19 protein-coding genes are annotated in these 13,464 nt (G+C 65.1%); 3 read left to right on the plus strand and 16 right to left on the minus strand.

The window, feature by feature from the left end; all coding sequences use genetic code 11:
- Positions 1-30: 30 nt before the first annotated feature.
- The 5 genes from Q1W68_RS06505 to Q1W68_RS06525 all read right to left on the minus strand — a co-directional run bounded on the left by Q1W68_RS06505 (position 31) and on the right by Q1W68_RS06525 (position 5,757).
- Entirely contained in the window at positions 31-390 is a 360-nt protein-coding gene (locus Q1W68_RS06505) for a hypothetical protein (protein WP_300653429.1), read from the minus strand.
- 13 nt (positions 391-403) lie between these two features.
- A complete protein-coding gene (locus Q1W68_RS06510) occupies positions 404-1,294 on the minus strand; it encodes a ferritin-like domain-containing protein (RefSeq protein ID WP_300715924.1) in 891 nt (296 codons plus the stop codon).
- Positions 1,295-1,359: 65 nt separating this feature from the next.
- Positions 1,360-2,673 (minus strand): amino acid permease, encoded by a 1,314-nt coding sequence (locus tag Q1W68_RS06515; RefSeq protein ID WP_300653425.1) that lies wholly within the window; start codon positions 2,671-2,673, stop codon positions 1,360-1,362.
- A 2-nt stretch (positions 2,674-2,675) separates the two neighbouring features.
- On the minus strand, positions 2,676-3,026 hold the full coding sequence (locus Q1W68_RS06520) for a hypothetical protein (RefSeq protein ID WP_300653422.1): 351 nt from the start codon (positions 3,024-3,026) through the stop codon (positions 2,676-2,678).
- Positions 3,027-3,033: 7 nt separating this feature from the next.
- Entirely contained in the window at positions 3,034-5,757 is a 2,724-nt protein-coding gene (locus tag Q1W68_RS06525; RefSeq protein WP_300653420.1) for an aminotransferase class III-fold pyridoxal phosphate-dependent enzyme, read from the minus strand.
- A 168-nt stretch (positions 5,758-5,925) separates the two neighbouring features.
- Here Q1W68_RS06525 and Q1W68_RS06530 point away from each other — a divergent pair, with 168 nt between their 5' ends.
- On the plus strand, positions 5,926-6,900 hold the full coding sequence (locus Q1W68_RS06530) for a helix-turn-helix domain-containing protein (RefSeq protein ID WP_300653418.1): 975 nt from the start codon (positions 5,926-5,928) through the stop codon (positions 6,898-6,900).
- 24 nt (positions 6,901-6,924) lie between these two features.
- On the opposite strand, the gene Q1W68_RS06535 is transcribed toward Q1W68_RS06530, so the two are convergent.
- Entirely contained in the window at positions 6,925-8,175 is a 1,251-nt protein-coding gene (locus tag Q1W68_RS06535; RefSeq protein ID WP_300653416.1) for a DEAD/DEAH box helicase, read from the minus strand.
- A 73-nt stretch (positions 8,176-8,248) separates the two neighbouring features.
- Between Q1W68_RS06535 and Q1W68_RS06540 the strand changes: the two genes are divergently transcribed.
- Positions 8,249-8,611, plus strand: coding sequence for a translation initiation factor Sui1 (locus Q1W68_RS06540; RefSeq protein ID WP_300653414.1), 363 nt, complete (start codon positions 8,249-8,251; stop codon positions 8,609-8,611).
- 13 nt (positions 8,612-8,624) lie between these two features.
- On the opposite strand, the gene Q1W68_RS06545 is transcribed toward Q1W68_RS06540, so the two are convergent.
- The 9 genes from Q1W68_RS06545 to Q1W68_RS06585 form a co-directional block, all read right to left on the minus strand.
- A complete protein-coding gene (locus Q1W68_RS06545; RefSeq protein ID WP_156406473.1) occupies positions 8,625-8,774 on the minus strand; it encodes a lmo0937 family membrane protein in 150 nt (49 codons plus the stop codon).
- Positions 8,775-8,782: 8 nt separating this feature from the next.
- The gene (locus Q1W68_RS06550) at positions 8,783-9,160 is read right to left on the minus strand and encodes a hypothetical protein (protein WP_300653411.1); all 378 of its coding nucleotides are present in this window, start codon (positions 9,158-9,160) and stop codon (positions 8,783-8,785) included.
- Positions 9,157-9,540, minus strand: coding sequence for a hypothetical protein (locus tag Q1W68_RS06555; RefSeq protein WP_300653408.1), 384 nt, complete (start codon positions 9,538-9,540; stop codon positions 9,157-9,159). The genes Q1W68_RS06550 and Q1W68_RS06555 overlap by 4 nt, the downstream gene beginning before the upstream one ends.
- Before the next feature lie 16 nt (positions 9,541-9,556).
- On the minus strand, positions 9,557-9,934 hold the full coding sequence (locus tag Q1W68_RS06560) for a hypothetical protein (protein ID WP_300653406.1): 378 nt from the start codon (positions 9,932-9,934) through the stop codon (positions 9,557-9,559).
- A 55-nt stretch (positions 9,935-9,989) separates the two neighbouring features.
- Complete coding sequence (locus tag Q1W68_RS06565) at positions 9,990-10,208, minus strand: glycine zipper 2TM domain-containing protein (protein WP_300653403.1); 219 nt, start codon at positions 10,206-10,208, stop codon at positions 9,990-9,992.
- Between the two features lie 45 nt (positions 10,209-10,253).
- Entirely contained in the window at positions 10,254-10,571 is a 318-nt protein-coding gene (locus Q1W68_RS06570) for a BON domain-containing protein (RefSeq protein ID WP_300653401.1), read from the minus strand.
- Positions 10,572-10,725: 154 nt separating this feature from the next.
- Complete coding sequence (locus tag Q1W68_RS06575; protein WP_300653400.1) at positions 10,726-11,052, minus strand: hypothetical protein; 327 nt, start codon at positions 11,050-11,052, stop codon at positions 10,726-10,728.
- The gene (locus Q1W68_RS06580; protein WP_300653399.1) at positions 11,049-11,687 is read right to left on the minus strand and encodes an RNA polymerase sigma factor; all 639 of its coding nucleotides are present in this window, start codon (positions 11,685-11,687) and stop codon (positions 11,049-11,051) included. Before Q1W68_RS06580 ends, Q1W68_RS06575 begins: the two co-directional genes overlap by 4 nt.
- A 6-nt stretch (positions 11,688-11,693) precedes the next feature.
- Positions 11,694-12,146 (minus strand): DUF3106 domain-containing protein, encoded by a 453-nt coding sequence (locus Q1W68_RS06585; RefSeq protein ID WP_300653397.1) that lies wholly within the window; start codon positions 12,144-12,146, stop codon positions 11,694-11,696.
- A 202-nt stretch (positions 12,147-12,348) separates the two neighbouring features.
- Between Q1W68_RS06585 and Q1W68_RS06590 the strand changes: the two genes are divergently transcribed.
- Entirely contained in the window at positions 12,349-12,711 is a 363-nt protein-coding gene (locus Q1W68_RS06590; protein WP_300653395.1) for a hypothetical protein, read from the plus strand.
- Between the two features lie 21 nt (positions 12,712-12,732).
- Here the strand turns inward: Q1W68_RS06590 and serB are convergent, their stop codons facing one another.
- The gene (serB, locus tag Q1W68_RS06595; RefSeq protein WP_300653392.1) at positions 12,733-13,458 is read right to left on the minus strand and encodes a phosphoserine phosphatase SerB; all 726 of its coding nucleotides are present in this window, start codon (positions 13,456-13,458) and stop codon (positions 12,733-12,735) included.
- Between the last annotated feature and the right edge of the window lie 6 nt (positions 13,459-13,464).

The raw sequence follows: 13,464 nt of genomic DNA on the forward strand, positions 1-13,464 counted from the left end.
TTTTCAGTCGGCACTTCGACTTCTAGATGGTCAGTTTTCGGTCGGCGTCAACACCGACAACACTCGCTGGTGGTGAAAGCTGCGGCAAGCCCGCTCCGTCTCGGAGGACCGAAGCTCGTGCAACTTCAGTTTGGCGCGGTTGGCGGTGAGACCGAGAAAACCAAAGACCGCAAAGGCCCCTCCCGAGAAGGCGTGGATCTCGCGGAAGCGCAAGAGGCGTTCACGGCCGATCGCGCTCAAGACCAGGTAGTGACGGGTGGCGATGGGGCCGGTGCTGTCCAACACCAGGACCGAATCTTCTGGCCGGTGCACAGCGAGGAAGCGCTCGACCTCGCCGCGCACACGTTCCTGCAGACTTCTCATTCGTTTGGGGAGGTGGTGGGCCGTCATGGGGTGGGCTCCGTCAGTCGATGTTGATGTTGATGGCGGCGAGCCTTCTGGAGAGCTCGCGCTGGATTTCCGTGTTCAAGGTTCGAACCTGTTCTTCCTCGGTGATGTCGGCCATGAGCTTGCCGGGGAAGATCTGGATGTCGCCCATCAGGTCGCAGTGCCGATCCGCCACGGTCTGGTAGAGACCGATGTACTTGCGCACCACGCTGTCGAACACGTTGTTCATGAGGCCAGAGGCTTCACGACACAGTTTCGTGACGCGTGCGCGAACCGCAGGCGAGAGACGCACGGCGTCTGCCACAAACGCTTCACCGAATCCCACGTGGTGAACCTCGTCGGCAAAGGCCCCCTGGATCATTCGGGAGAGCCCCGGATCCAGCTTCGACCAGTACTTGATCTCGTAGCGGTAGATCGGGTAAGCCATGCCCTCGAGCACGATGTTGTGAGCCACCATGGCGGACACCAAGTCGCCTCGATCGACCTGCTCACGGATCAGGTCGTAGAAGGTTTGCAACTCGCGCGTGGTCACGCGGCTGACCATGGCCTGGCGCTCAGCAGGCGTGACACCGACATCGGCCATGCGACGGCAGAACACTTCGTAGTGACGCGCTTCGTCGATCGTCTGGGTGGCCAGAAACAGCCGGCTCGCTTCATCGGGTGCCATCGACACCAGCTTCGAAATGCCCTCAACCGAGATTTGTTCTGCGGTCAGGAAGGTGGCCACATCGATTTTGTAGATCTCCCGGATCAGTGGGTCGTCCCAGAAGACCGGGTGGGGCTCTTCTCCGCCCATGCCGAAGTGCGTGCCCCTGAGGGTGCGCCATGGGGTGCGTTCGAGCCAGGTCTGGATCGAGAACCCTGGCGCGTACCAGTCGCCTGCGGTGACGCTCGGTGCGTCGTGCATCAGTGCACGGCGGTCAGCTGTCGCGGCGGAATGGGACGCCATCTGGGCGGTGTGTTCTGTTGGCATCAGGTGTTCTGCTCCGAAGCGAAGAGAGGCTTTGCTGTGAGGGCTTGTGCCCGTGTTCGCAGCTGTCGAATGCGCATCAGGCCGACGGCGACGGCGGCCACCATCCAGGGCGTCAGGGCGAGCCCGAGTCGGCTTTGGCGATGCGCTTCCCAGCAAGTCACCGCCATGACGCCCGTCAACAGCGTGGCGACGAACCAGAGCAGCCAACGCGGCAACAGCGTGGTTTTCCATGCGTGCTTGCGCGTGGTCGCTCGCAAGCGTGCAGCGCTGACGAGGTACATCACATACACGCTCGAGATGGCCAGGGCCCCGGCTTCCGCGAGCCCCTCAAGCGATGGCAACCGCTGCACGAGGCCGACACCGAGCAGGCAAGTCAGGGCAACAGCCGCGATGGCTGCGACCGGGGTACCTGCCGCATTGGTGCGACCCAGGCCACTGGGCAGGAAACCTTCACGTGACAGCATGTGGATCAAGCGCGACCCACAGGCGAGGCCGGCATGGAACGTGCTGAGCATGGCCAGGGCCGTGATCGACACCAGCGCGGCGCTGGCCCAGGGCTCGCTCCACACGTTGGTCATGGCACGCTGCGGGATGAAAAGGTCAACCGCCTGACCACGCTCCCGCATCTGCACCAGTGCGGCGACGAGACACATGAACAGCAGCGCCAGCAGTGCACATGCGGCGAGGAGCACCCGAGGGACGCCTTGGGCATCCTGGAGGTTGCGCACCTGCAGCGTGGTGATCCACTCCACGCTGGCGAAAAGGAACAGACCGACGACGATCGCACTGGCCAAGTCCAGCGCCGGCAGAGACTGGATCTCCATGGGCACAGTGGAAAGGTTGGCTCCCGCGAGAAAGACCACCGACACAACCAGAAGCAGCACAAGACCGGTCTGCACCCAAGCCGCGGTTCGCCACCCGCAGAGGTGAGCCACCACGACCACGGCAAAGACACCAACGGTCGTTTCCCAAGGCGGAAGCTGGGGCCAGACGTGCGTCGCGACCGCGAGGAACATGCGCATCTCGATGCCTGCGACCAGGATCACCAGGCACAGGTACAGAACCACCGCCATCAGAGACGCGAACTCTCCGATGCCGACTTTGGTGTAGGTGCGCAGGCCGACAGCAGACGGGAACAAAGATGCCAGTTCACTCACCGCCGCGATCACCACGAGCATCAGCAGGAAGCTCGCGCACAAGGCCACGAGCGCATGTCGCCCGCCGTGTTGGACCAACATGCCCAGCGCGGTGAAGCAGCTGGCGGAAAAGGCCATGCCAACGCCGTAGGCCAGCCTGTGGACGAAGCGGGACATGCTCAAGCGCCCCATATCAGCAGACTGATCGCGTCCAGCTTGTTCTGGTCTGCCTGAGGCCCGTAGATCTGGAGATGGCCCTCGTTGTAGGCGGTCAATGGGTGCTCGCTGCCGGAGAAAACCGCCCGCAAAACGTCTGTTTCGCCCCGCAGCAGCAGCACTTCGTGAATGGGTGGCGTGGTGGTTTCCACGCCGATGATCTCGCCGTCGCGCAGCACCAGGCGAAAGCAACTCAGCGAATCGGAGCTCTGGACGTAGAACTCGGTCTTCCAGTGGCGAACCAGGTCCCGCACGTGTGCGTGGCCATTCGCACGGGCAGAAAAGGCATGGAGGGCGCGTTCCAGTTCGATCATCGGGTCCTCACAGCTGCGAGACCACAAAAGGCGCCCGACTCAGGTGCTCTGTTGTGCCGTTTGGGATTCTGGATGTGGGCACGTCACGCCATGCGTCGGGCAGCTCGATGTGAGGCATGAAGCCATGGGCGTGCGCGGCCACTGCAATGCGACGGGCTTCGTTGATATCGATGCGCGACCCCAGGCTGTGGTGGTGCCGTGCTCCCTCCATGGCCAGCGTGATCGTCTCGGACAGGCACGCCAGGTTCAATCCCTTCGGGTAGCCCAGAACGTTCTGGCGGCCGAAGGCGATCTCTTCGGGCAACCGCATGACGCCACCCTCGTATGCCCAGACATCGCTGCGGTGCTCGCGAAGCTGGTGCAGCATGTCGAGCGGGCGGGACACATCGCACACCACCGCCCCCGGACGCAGCCATCCGGGTTCTGTGAACGCTCGGGTCGCGCTGGTCGCTGACAGCACGACATCGGCATGACCCAGGGCGGTCTTCACATCGACATCTGCACGAAGCGGCGCCTTGGCGCCAAGCGCTTCGTCGATCTGTTGACACAGCAGCCGGTGCAGGAAGGTCCGCTGCGCCATGGGCACCCGGGCCGCCTCCTCTGCCAAAGAGCGCAGGCGTTTCAACAAGGTGCCACCGATCGCCACCACGATGCCGCGACCGGTGCCGTTCGCAGCGTTGCGGATGGCGTGGGCATAGATTTCGCCTGCGATCTCTTCGAGCACGCCCAGTGCCTGCGGGTTGTGAGCGTTGCCGATCAGATCGACCCTGCCAAAGTGCTCTGCCAAGTCGATCGCCGCCAGACGTCCGACCGAGCCGGCTGCGCCAATGACGACCGCACGCACTTCCAACGGATCCAGGCCCCGGTGTTTGACAGCCGTGCGCAAGGTGTCCGTGCTGGCGAGCGCCGTGAGGCTGTTGCCCGTGGTCAGGTTCAGCCGGCAATCGGCGATGTCCGTGCCGCCACGGCTGATGACCGATGTGAATGCGCCCAGGCCGACGATGTCCACGCCCAGCGCCCGGGCTTGATCGGTGAATTGCGTCAGCAATTCTTCGCGTTTGTCGCGGGCAAGGCGCAGCATCTGAGCGGGGGTCAGCGGACACGCGATCAGCCACCCTTCAACATGCCCGCCCTGTCTCGACAGGATCTTCTTCTGGTGGAACACGACTGCAGGCTCATGGACCTTGCTGAACCAGCTGGCCATCCAGCCTTGCCAGGCTTTTTGACCCGGTGCATCGAGCTGCGCAAGCTCTTCCGGCAAGGTGTTCATCAGACCCGATTCATCTGTTGGATGAATCAGAAAAGCGAAACTGCCTCGGCGTCGCCCAGCGGTGTCGCTTGCAGGAAACGGCGTCTCGGTGATGGTGGATGACGAAGCCGTGGTGACGGGTGCCCGTGGCGAGGGTCCCGCACCGGCCATGTACGCAAACAGTTCTGCATAACGGCGGCGCGCGATCAGCCCGACCACGCCTTCCAGTGCGCAGAGGATCCGGTCGATTTCGCCGGCCGTGACCGTGAGCGGGGGTTGGATCCGCAACACATTGTTGTGGTTGAACACGGGCGCTGTCAGCAGGTGGTGCTCGTTCAGGAGGTGACCCGCAACGATGGGCACGGCATACCCCAGTTGCGACGCATGGGCAGCGAAGTAGCTCCGAGCGCCCTCCCAGGGCAGGATGCGCAAGCCTTGCATCAGCCCGCGTCCGTTCGTGACCTCGACCGCCTCGGGGTGGCGTTCCACCAACGCTGCCAGCCCTGAAGACAAGCGTTCCCCCATGTCTTTGGCGTGGCGAATCACAGCTCCCTGGTCACGCGTCAACTCATCAAGGACCGCGCAGCCCACCGCGCAGCTCAGATTGCTGTTGGCGAAGGTGGAGCTGTGCAACGCACCGAAGGCGGGCGTCCAGCTCTCTGCGTTGCAGATCAAGGCGCCCAGCGGAAGCAGGCCACCCCCCAGCGCTTTGGCGAGCAACACGATGTCGGGCTCGAGACCGGGTTCCTGCTCAAAAGCAAACAGGCTTCCACTCCGACCGAGCCCGCTCTGGACCTCATCGATGACCAGCAAGGCGCCGTGCCGATGACACAGTGCCGACACTTCGCCAAGGAATCCGGTGGGTTGACGGCGCATGCCACCTTCACCCTGGATGACTTCGATGAAGACGCCCGCCACCTGACCGGTTTGCAAGCGGGTGCGCAGGGCGTCCAGATCGCCGAAGGGCAGCACCTCGTGGCCCGGGTAGTCGATCAAAAACGCTTCGCGGTACTTCGGATTGCCCGTGCACATGAGCGCACCGGTTGTTTTGCCATGAAAGCCGCCGGCGAAGGACAGGATGAGCGGTTTCAGCGTCTTGGCGCGAACCATCTTGATGGCCGCCTCGGTGGCTTCTGCACCGCTGTTGACGTACGTGACGTACTTCATCGTCGCCGGCATGAGGCTCAACAGTTTGTGTCCGAGCTCGTCAGCTCGGGGGCTTAGCAGGGGTTGAACAAACGAAGGCTCCAACGCGCGGTGCGCCCTGAACACCGGGTCCCAGATGACTGAGGGGTTGTGGCCGAACGGCAGGGCGCCGTACTGTGCCAGCGCATCGAGGTAAGCCACGCCTGCCTCGTCGTACAGGTAGTGGCCCGCGGCGCGAACGATCGGCTTGTCAAAGCGGATGTGTTGAAGCAGAAAGCGCCGCTCTGGATTGATCGGCACACCACATTCCCCCCGCCCAGCGGACTTGAAGCCCATGACACTCTCCTGCCATCCCGTTGGAACACTTTGGTTCCTATTCGGTCAATGATATGGATCCTTGTATCGAATAAAGTAGTCAAAAATGACAATTAATGGACAATATTCGACATTTCATGAGGGGAGGGTCGAGCCAATGCACTGCCGATCTGATAAGCGAGAACAACGATGACGCACATCGCCGTCGTGGTGATGGAGGGGGTCCTGGATTCCAGTCTGGGCATCACGCTGGACACCCTGGGGGCAGCGGCCAACCTGGTGTCTGCCCAGGGCGGTACGCTCTCGATCCAGCCGGTCAGTTCGGGTCGTGCAACCCACGTACGAACGGGCTCTGGATTGCATCTCTCGGGTCTGACTCCGCAGGCTTGGGCGCGACAACCCGACGTGGTTCTGCTGCCGGGCTGCAACGTGAGCCGACCCGAACAACTGGCCGCCTGGTTGAACCAGCCGGAGGTGCACTCGGTTCGAGACTGGCTGGTCGGTATCGTGCCCACCACGCGGTTGATGGCTTCCGGATGCGTGGGCACCTTTGTGATGGCCGCGGCGGGCCTGCTCAATGGCCGTTCAGCCACGACAACGTGGTGGCTGGCGCGGGAGTTTCAGCGTCTCTACCCCGATGTGAAGCTGGACATGAAGCGGATCGTGGTGGACGAGGGAAAGTACCTGACGGCGGGTGCTGCGCTGGCCCAGATCGACCTGACGCTCAGTGTCGTGCGGCGTCTGTTTGGCGATGAAATCGCGCGACGGTCGGCGTCTTTCATGCTCGCTGACGAGCGACAGACGCAGGCGCATTTCGCCGTAAGCAGTGTGATGGCGCAGCCCCACCCCGATGTCACGCGCGCTGAGCGGTGGATTCACCAGAACCTGGGGCGCGCGTTTTCGATCGACGAGCTCGCCGATGCCCTGCACCTCACACCGCGCACGCTGGCCCGGCGTTTTGTGGAGGCCATTGGGACGCCGCCCTACCACTTCGTTCAACGGATCCGACTTGAGCGCGCCCACCAACTGTTGCAGACGACGGCCGAGCCGCTCCAGCACATCGCGGAGGCTGTGGGCTACCAGAACGCCAGCACGCTCACCCGCGCGTTCAAGCGCTTCGACTTTCCCAACCCGGCCGCGTTGCGGCGCGCTGTCAGGCGCTGACTCTCCAACGCCAAGCGGTGCTCGTCAGGGTTTGAGCGGGTCGCCGCCGGCGTGCAGCGCAGCGGCACGCAGCTTGTCTTTTTTGCTCGGGCGCTTTCCCTTCACGCCGCCGCCCGCTTCGACGACCGGCACCACTTCCGTGGGCTCCAGGCCCGGCACGACTTCCAGTGGCAGGCTCAGGCCCTGGCGTTTTTCAATGAGGTGCCAATGCGCCTCGGAGGCTGGTGTCACGAAGCTCACGGCCAGGCCGCTGGCGCCAGCACGCCCTGTGCGGCCGATGCGGTGCACGTAGTCCACCGCCGAGCGGGGCAGGTCGTAGTTCACCACCACCGGCAGCTGGCTGATGTCGATGCCGCGCGCGGCCAGGTCGGTGGTCACCACCACGTCCCAGCGTTTTTCCTTGAATTCGTCGAGCGCCTGTTTGCGCGCGCCCTGGCTGAGGCCACCGTGGAACGAGGTGGCGTAGAGGTCACCCTGGTGCAACTTGGCGGCCACTCGCTCGGCCAGGTATTGCGTGGCCACGAACACCAGCACGCGTTGCCAGCCCTGTGTCTTGATGAGTTGGCGCAGCAGCTGCGTGCGGCGGTTGGTGTCCACCAGGTAGGCCTGCTGCACGACCACCGCTTCTTCCACTTGAATGCCGGGCACGTCGATGCGTCGGGGTTCGCGCAACAAGCGGTTGGCCAGCTCTTGCACAGCGCTCGGGAAGGTGGCCGAGAAAAAAAGGTTTTGGCGAGCCTCGGGCAACAACGCGAGCACGCGGGACAGTTCGTCGGCAAAGCCGAGGTCGAGCAGGCGGTCGGCTTCGTCGAGCACCAGCACGTCCACGCTGTTGAGTTTCAGGGCGTTGTGCTCCACCAGATCGAGCAGCCGCCCGGGCGTGGCCACCACCACATCGGCACCGCCGCGCAGCGCCAGCATTTGCGGGTTGATGGAGACGCCACCGAACACCACGGCGGTCTTGGTTTTCGTGGGCAGGTGTTGCGCCAGGCTGCGCACGACTTCACCGACCTGCGCGGCCAACTCGCGCGTGGGCACGAGCACCAACACGCGCACGCGGCGTGGGGTGTGGCCGGGGCTGGCGATCAGGCGCTGCAGCAGCGGCAGCACGTAGGCAGCGGTCTTGCCCGAGCCGGTCTGGGCGGTGGCGAGCACGTCACCCCCGCCAAGCACGGCGGGCACGGCCGCTGCCTGAATGGGCGTGGGGGTGGTGAAGCCGAGTTCGGCAGCGGCTTGGGCGAGGGCGGGCGCGAGGCCCAGGGCGTGGAATGGCATGGTCTTGGGTGGGTTCGGCCCAGTGTACCGGTGGCGCGTGCGCCCCCGTGGGGTCGCGCTACGATCCAGACCCATGAAGAACAAGCTTTCCACCGGGGGTCTGGTGTATTCCACCGAAGCGGGCCGCATGTGCCCGGCATGTCGACGACCGGTCGGGCAGTGCGTCTGCAAGCAGACTGCGGCCGCGCCGTCGGGTGATGGGGTGGTGCGGGTGTCGCGCGAGACCAAAGGCCGGGGCGGCAAGGCGGTGACGCTGGTGAAGGGCGTGGCGTTGGCAGGGCCTGAACTGGCCGAGCTGGGCAAGCGGCTGAAGGCGGCTTGTGGATCGGGGGGCACCGTCAAAGACGGCGTGATCGAGATCCAGGGCGATCACGTGGACAAAGTGCTGGCTGCGCTCCAGGCGCAGGGCCACACCGTCAAACGCGCGGGCGGCTGAGCCCGCGGTCGAGTCAGAAAGGCTTGCGTCCGCTGATCAGGCGCAACAGCACCATGACCACAGCGATCACCAGCAACACATGGACGAAGCCGCCCAGCGTGGTGGAGGTGACCAGGCCGAGCAGCCAGAGGACGAGCAGAACGACGGCGATGGTGTAAAGCATGGGTTTCCTTATTTCAAATGGTGGGTGGATGAAGCGGTCGGGCGCTTGCGGAACTGCGTCCACCACGTCACCGCACCGACGGTCGCCAACGTAGCCAGCGTCAACATCGGCCTGCGCCTGAGCAGACCCAGACCGGTGCCCAGCGCCAACACGGCGGTGCCTGATGAGCGTTTCTCACGAGGCCTCATCCACCATTTGGTGATGGCACCGAGCGCCAGGCTGGCCAGCGGATGCGCACTGATCCGCCGGATCAACGGCAAGGCGGTGAGCTGGCCGAGGCCGCTGTTCGCAAACGCATCACGACGCGTTTGATCTCGCTCAAGCCACATCACCACCTGGGCGCGGCTGCGCTCCAGGCGCTGTTGGGCCGATTCGGGTGGATTCATGGCGCAGAGGTCCGGCGGAGCAAGGCAGCGTCCTGCGCGAACTGCGCACGAAGCGTTGCAAAGGCGGGTGGGGCGCTGTGGCTGCCAGCGATCAGCAAGGCAAGCACACCGGCCAATGCGGGCACCAATGGGGTGAACCACAGCAGCCAGGGTTGCTGCAGCGAGGTTGCCGGCAGCGACGCCCACAACAGAACGGCCACCCCGCACAGGATGGCCGCCACCATCAGGCTCAACAGCCCGACGATCTGCAGTGCGATGCGCCGTTTGATGTGCGCACCGCTGCTGGTGACTTCTTCGGCCAGCAAGCCGGCGTAACCAGCTGCGTGCTCCGCCAGCAGTTGCGGTTGTGACGCCGCCAGGCGGAACACGGGGTGCAGCATGGTGCTGGGGCCGCGCTCAGCGGCCGTTGTGGCCGTTGCGGCTGAACAGCGCCACCAGCGCCATCAGACCGGCACCCACGGCAGCGGCCAGGAGCACCGACTTCATGGGCTCGTGCTGGATGTAGGTGGTGGCCGCGTCCTTGGCGTGCAGCGATTTCTCGCGCAGCTGACCGGAGGCGTCGCGCACCTTGTCCAGGCCGCGGTGCAGCAGCGCATCCGATTCGGATGCGAGCTGGCGCAGTGCATTGCCGGTTTCCGAGCGAGCGTGCTCCAGGCCGCTGGACATGTCGTGCAAGCCTTGGCCGATGCCGTCACGGGCCGTGTTGGCGGCGCGTTCGGCGGTGTGTGCCAGGGTTGAGAATTCGTCTCGGACGGATTTGTCGGATGTGATCATGAGCGTCTTTCGTGGTGCTGTCGGGAGAAAAAAGACCGGCCGAAGCCGGTCTCGATCACTTGCCGACCTGGTTGCCGATCAGGCCGCCGATGGCTGCGCCACCGAGCGTGCCGATGGTGCTGCCACCGGTCAGGACCGCACCACCGACGGCACCAGCGCCGGCGCCGACGGCCGTGTTCTGGTCCTGGCGTGACATGCCGCTGCAAGCCGTCAGGCCCACCAGCAGTGCGATGGAAGCGGCGACGGTGATCGAACGGGTTTGAATGGATTTCATGGTGATGTCCTTGAAGTGATGGAAGGTGTGAGGCAAGCCGGTGGCTTACTTCAGGCGCATGTCGTTCTTGACCGACTTCACACCGGCCACGCCTTGGGCCACGGCCACAGCGCGCTGGATGTCGGCAGCAGAATTCACAAAACCGCTGAGTTGAACGGCGCCCTTGAAGGTCTCGACGTTGATTTCAGCGGACTTCAGCGAAGCCTCGTTGAAGATGGCGGCCTTCACCTTGCCGGTGATGGCGGTGTCGTCGATGTACTGGCCGGCGCTGGCCTGCTTGGGACCGGACGAGCAGCCCGCCAGGGTCATGACGGATGCGGCAACGGCGAGCATGGCGATGGGGAAGAATTGGCGTGTTTTCATGGAGTGTTCCTTGGAGTGGTTGAGTCGCGTGGCCCAACACATTTGCAAGGTCACCGCATGGTGCAGGGCATGAAGCCCCGGCGCCAATGTGTTGACTCTAAAAGGAGATTTGGCGACCGTCTGTGCGCTGACGCACCTTCGCGCGAGAGCCGCTTCAGAGTTCGCCGAGGCTGATCAGGGACAGCACATCCGGCTGCATCAGTTCGTCCATCGCGGGATCCGGCGCGGTGTTCAGGAGCAGCAGCGCTGCCGCTGCCAAGGCCAGGGCAGCGAGCGCCCAGGTCCGGGGCAGCGCGTGCCAGCCGGCCGATGAGCCGAGGGCCACCACCGGGTCCACCTGAGCGTGCTGGCGCCACTGCGCCATGGCTTTCGCCTGCAGGTCGTCCAGTCCTTGTGCGGGTGAATCGGCCAACGATCGCCGCATGGCCGTGCGCAGCGCAAGGTCGGCGGCGGTGTCCGGGGTCTCGTCGGGCGTTTTCATGGCAGGTTCTCCTGAAGCTGTTGTCGCAGTGCCACCTTGGCGCGGTGAAGCAGCTGGTGCGCCGCATTGCTGTCGATCTGCAGCGAGCGGGCGATCGTGGCCACATCGGCGTCCGCATAGGCCCACATGGCCAGCGCCATGCGCTGGCGTGGCAGCAGTCGCGCCATGGCCGATTGAAGTTGGTGGGGCTGCAGCGAAGCGCCGTCGCTGTCGTGCGCACGCTGTGCCACCTGCACCGCGTCGGCGAGTTCGATCAACTGCTCGTGCTCGGTGCTCAACTCGTGGTGCCTGGCCAGCCAGCTCTTGCAGCGGTTGATCACGATGGTGTTGAAGTAGGTGGCGAGACCGGCCCCGCGGGTGTCGCTGGGCTGGCTGCCCCACAAGCGGAGAAACGATTCCTGCACGAGATCTTCCGCGTCCTCCCGGCGTCCCACCAGTTGCATCGCCAGGCCGTGCGCCTGGGGCGTGAGCCGGCGCACCAGCAGCGTGGCGCTGTCGGGGTTGCCCTTGCAGGCCGCTCGCCACAAGGCCCAGTCGTCCAGTGGGTCGCTGGCCAGCGTCCTGGTGCCGCCGACCCAGCGCGCGGCGGCGCCCAACGCGCCTGCCCAGGTGGTGCCGGATCGGGGTGGTGGCATGGTCGCTCAGTCGGCCTGGAGTTTTTCGCGCAGCGCACGGCGTTCCGGCGGTGTCATGCGGTCCAGCAGCGCGCGGCGTTCGCGCAACAAGGCGCGGCGCTCCCGGGGAGACATGCCTTCGACCCGCCGCCGGCGCTCCTCGGTGATCTCGCGCCGCTCCTCGGGCGTCATGGCTTGCCAGCGTTCGCGGGCGTTGTTGATCAGCCCCTGCCGTTGATCGGGTGTGAGCGATTCCAGGCGCTCGCGCAACGTCTCCCGAAAGCGTTGGCGCTCTGGTGGACTGGCCTGCTGCAACTGCCGTTGCAGTGCCTCGCGCCGCTCGGCCTGCTGCTGGGGCGTCATGCGCGCCCATTCGTCTGCGCCCGGCACGGCCAGGTCGGCCACGGCCAGCTGCGTCGAGCACGCCAGCAGCACGGCCAGTGTCCAGCGAAGCCAAGCGGGGCGAAGGAGTGAAGGCATGTGTGAAACGTCGGGCAGGGTGTCGTGCGAAGGCGATTTTTTCCTTGAACCCGGCTCGCGCGGGTTTCTTACGCGACCGCCCACATCACCCCGTCATTGTGTGGGGTCACCACAGGCCCGCGTAAGCGGGGCAGGTGGACGCTGGTTCAAGGGGGGCATGGACCACGTCGGTGCGTGCAGTTTCATCCACAAGGAACCCGTCATGACCCACCTCCAGAAATCCCTGTTCGCTTCGGCTGCCTTGGCGTGTGGCCTCGTGGCCTTCTCCAGTCACGCAGCCACACCCCTGCCCGACGGTTTGGCCGAGCGCCAGGCGGCGCGTGTGGACCAGCGCCAGGATCTGCAGTCGGACCGCATCACGCAGGGCGCGACGTCTGGTCAGCTCACCGCGCGCGAGCAGGCCCGGCTGGAGCACCAGCAACGCAAGATCGGGCGGCTGGAGCGGCGCACCGAAGCCGATGGTCAGGTCACCTACCGCGAAGCCGCGCGGGTGGAACGCGCTCAAGACCACGCCAGCCGGTCGATCGCACGCCAACGCCACGACCGTCAGCGCCCCGGTCATTGAGGCTGGCCGGGTGGTTCCGGCTCAGCGAAGGACGTCGAGCAGGCGGTCCAGGCCGCCTTCGTTGATGGCCACCATGGCCTGTGCCCGCACCGCGGGCTTGGCGTGGTAGGCCACCGAGAGACCGGCCACGCCCATCATGGGCAGGTCGTTGGCGCCGTCACCCATGGCGATGCACTGGGACGGCTCGATGCCCAGCAGCGACGCCACTTCGAGCAGGGTGCGGCGCTTTTCGGCGCCGTCGCAGATGTCGCCCCAGGGTTGGTCGACCATGCGGCCGGTGAGTTGGCCGCAGTGGGGGCCGCTCTCCACTTCGAGCACGTTGGCGCGCGTGAAGTCGATGCCCAGGCGTTCCCGCACGCGCTCGCTGAAGAAGGTGAACCCACCCGAGACCAGCAGCACCTTGAGGCCAGCGGCCTTGCAGGCGGCGATGAGTTCGGCCGCACCGGGATTGATGCGCAGGCGCTCGGTGTAGACCTGCTCCATGTCGGCGATGGTCACGCCGCGCAACAGGGCCACGCGCTGGCGCAGGCTGTCCTTGTAGTCGGCGATCTCGCCCCGCATCGCGGCTTCGGTGATCGCGGCCACCTCGGCCTTCTTGCCCACCGCGTCGGCGATCTCGTCCACGCACTCGATGCTGATGAGCGTGGAGTCCATGTCGAAGGCGATCAGCTTGAAGTCGGTGAGCTGGAGCGGAGGCGTGAAGCCTTGGACGGTGAGGCCGGGGGCGAATTCGGTGGGGGTGATCATGAGATG

This window comes from Hydrogenophaga sp., assembly GCF_030158645.1.
In the GTDB taxonomy this organism is placed as follows: domain Bacteria; phylum Pseudomonadota; class Gammaproteobacteria; order Burkholderiales; family Burkholderiaceae_C; genus Hydrogenophaga.

What these genes read in the sequence shown, in the direction of transcription:
- Q1W68_RS06510 (WP_300715924.1), bottom strand. Translation starts at nt 1,294, where the DNA reads ATGCACGACGCACCGAGCGTCACCGCAGGCGACTGGTACGCGCCAGGG.
- Q1W68_RS06570 (WP_300653401.1), bottom strand. Translation starts at nt 10,571, where the DNA reads ATGAAAACACGCCAATTCTTCCCCATCGCCATGCTCGCCGTTGCCGCA.
- Q1W68_RS06585 (WP_300653397.1), bottom strand. Translation starts at nt 12,146, where the DNA reads ATGCCTTCACTCCTTCGCCCCGCTTGGCTTCGCTGGACACTGGCCGTG.
- Q1W68_RS06520 (WP_300653422.1), bottom strand. Translation starts at nt 3,026, where the DNA reads ATGATCGAACTGGAACGCGCCCTCCATGCCTTTTCTGCCCGTGCGAAT.
- Q1W68_RS06540 (WP_300653414.1), top strand. Translation starts at nt 8,249, where the DNA reads ATGAAGAACAAGCTTTCCACCGGGGGTCTGGTGTATTCCACCGAAGCG.
- Q1W68_RS06550 (WP_300653411.1), bottom strand. Translation starts at nt 9,160, where the DNA reads ATGAATCCACCCGAATCGGCCCAACAGCGCCTGGAGCGCAGCCGCGCC.
- Q1W68_RS06560 (WP_300653406.1), bottom strand. Translation starts at nt 9,934, where the DNA reads ATGATCACATCCGACAAATCCGTCCGAGACGAATTCTCAACCCTGGCA.
- Q1W68_RS06505 (WP_300653429.1), bottom strand. Translation starts at nt 390, where the DNA reads ATGACGGCCCACCACCTCCCCAAACGAATGAGAAGTCTGCAGGAACGT.
- Q1W68_RS06555 (WP_300653408.1), bottom strand. Translation starts at nt 9,540, where the DNA reads ATGCTGCACCCCGTGTTCCGCCTGGCGGCGTCACAACCGCAACTGCTG.
- Q1W68_RS06545 (WP_156406473.1), bottom strand. Translation starts at nt 8,774, where the DNA reads ATGCTTTACACCATCGCCGTCGTTCTGCTCGTCCTCTGGCTGCTCGGC.
- Q1W68_RS06535 (WP_300653416.1), bottom strand. Translation starts at nt 8,175, where the DNA reads ATGCCATTCCACGCCCTGGGCCTCGCGCCCGCCCTCGCCCAAGCCGCT.
- Q1W68_RS06580 (WP_300653399.1), bottom strand. Translation starts at nt 11,687, where the DNA reads ATGCCACCACCCCGATCCGGCACCACCTGGGCAGGCGCGTTGGGCGCC.
- Q1W68_RS06515 (WP_300653425.1), bottom strand. Translation starts at nt 2,673, where the DNA reads ATGTCCCGCTTCGTCCACAGGCTGGCCTACGGCGTTGGCATGGCCTTT.
- Q1W68_RS06590 (WP_300653395.1), top strand. Translation starts at nt 12,349, where the DNA reads ATGACCCACCTCCAGAAATCCCTGTTCGCTTCGGCTGCCTTGGCGTGT.
- Q1W68_RS06525 (WP_300653420.1), bottom strand. Translation starts at nt 5,757, where the DNA reads ATGGGCTTCAAGTCCGCTGGGCGGGGGGAATGTGGTGTGCCGATCAAT.
- Q1W68_RS06530 (WP_300653418.1), top strand. Translation starts at nt 5,926, where the DNA reads ATGACGCACATCGCCGTCGTGGTGATGGAGGGGGTCCTGGATTCCAGT.
- Q1W68_RS06565 (WP_300653403.1), bottom strand. Translation starts at nt 10,208, where the DNA reads ATGAAATCCATTCAAACCCGTTCGATCACCGTCGCCGCTTCCATCGCA.
- Q1W68_RS06575 (WP_300653400.1), bottom strand. Translation starts at nt 11,052, where the DNA reads ATGAAAACGCCCGACGAGACCCCGGACACCGCCGCCGACCTTGCGCTG.
- serB (WP_300653392.1), bottom strand. Translation starts at nt 13,458, where the DNA reads ATGATCACCCCCACCGAATTCGCCCCCGGCCTCACCGTCCAAGGCTTC.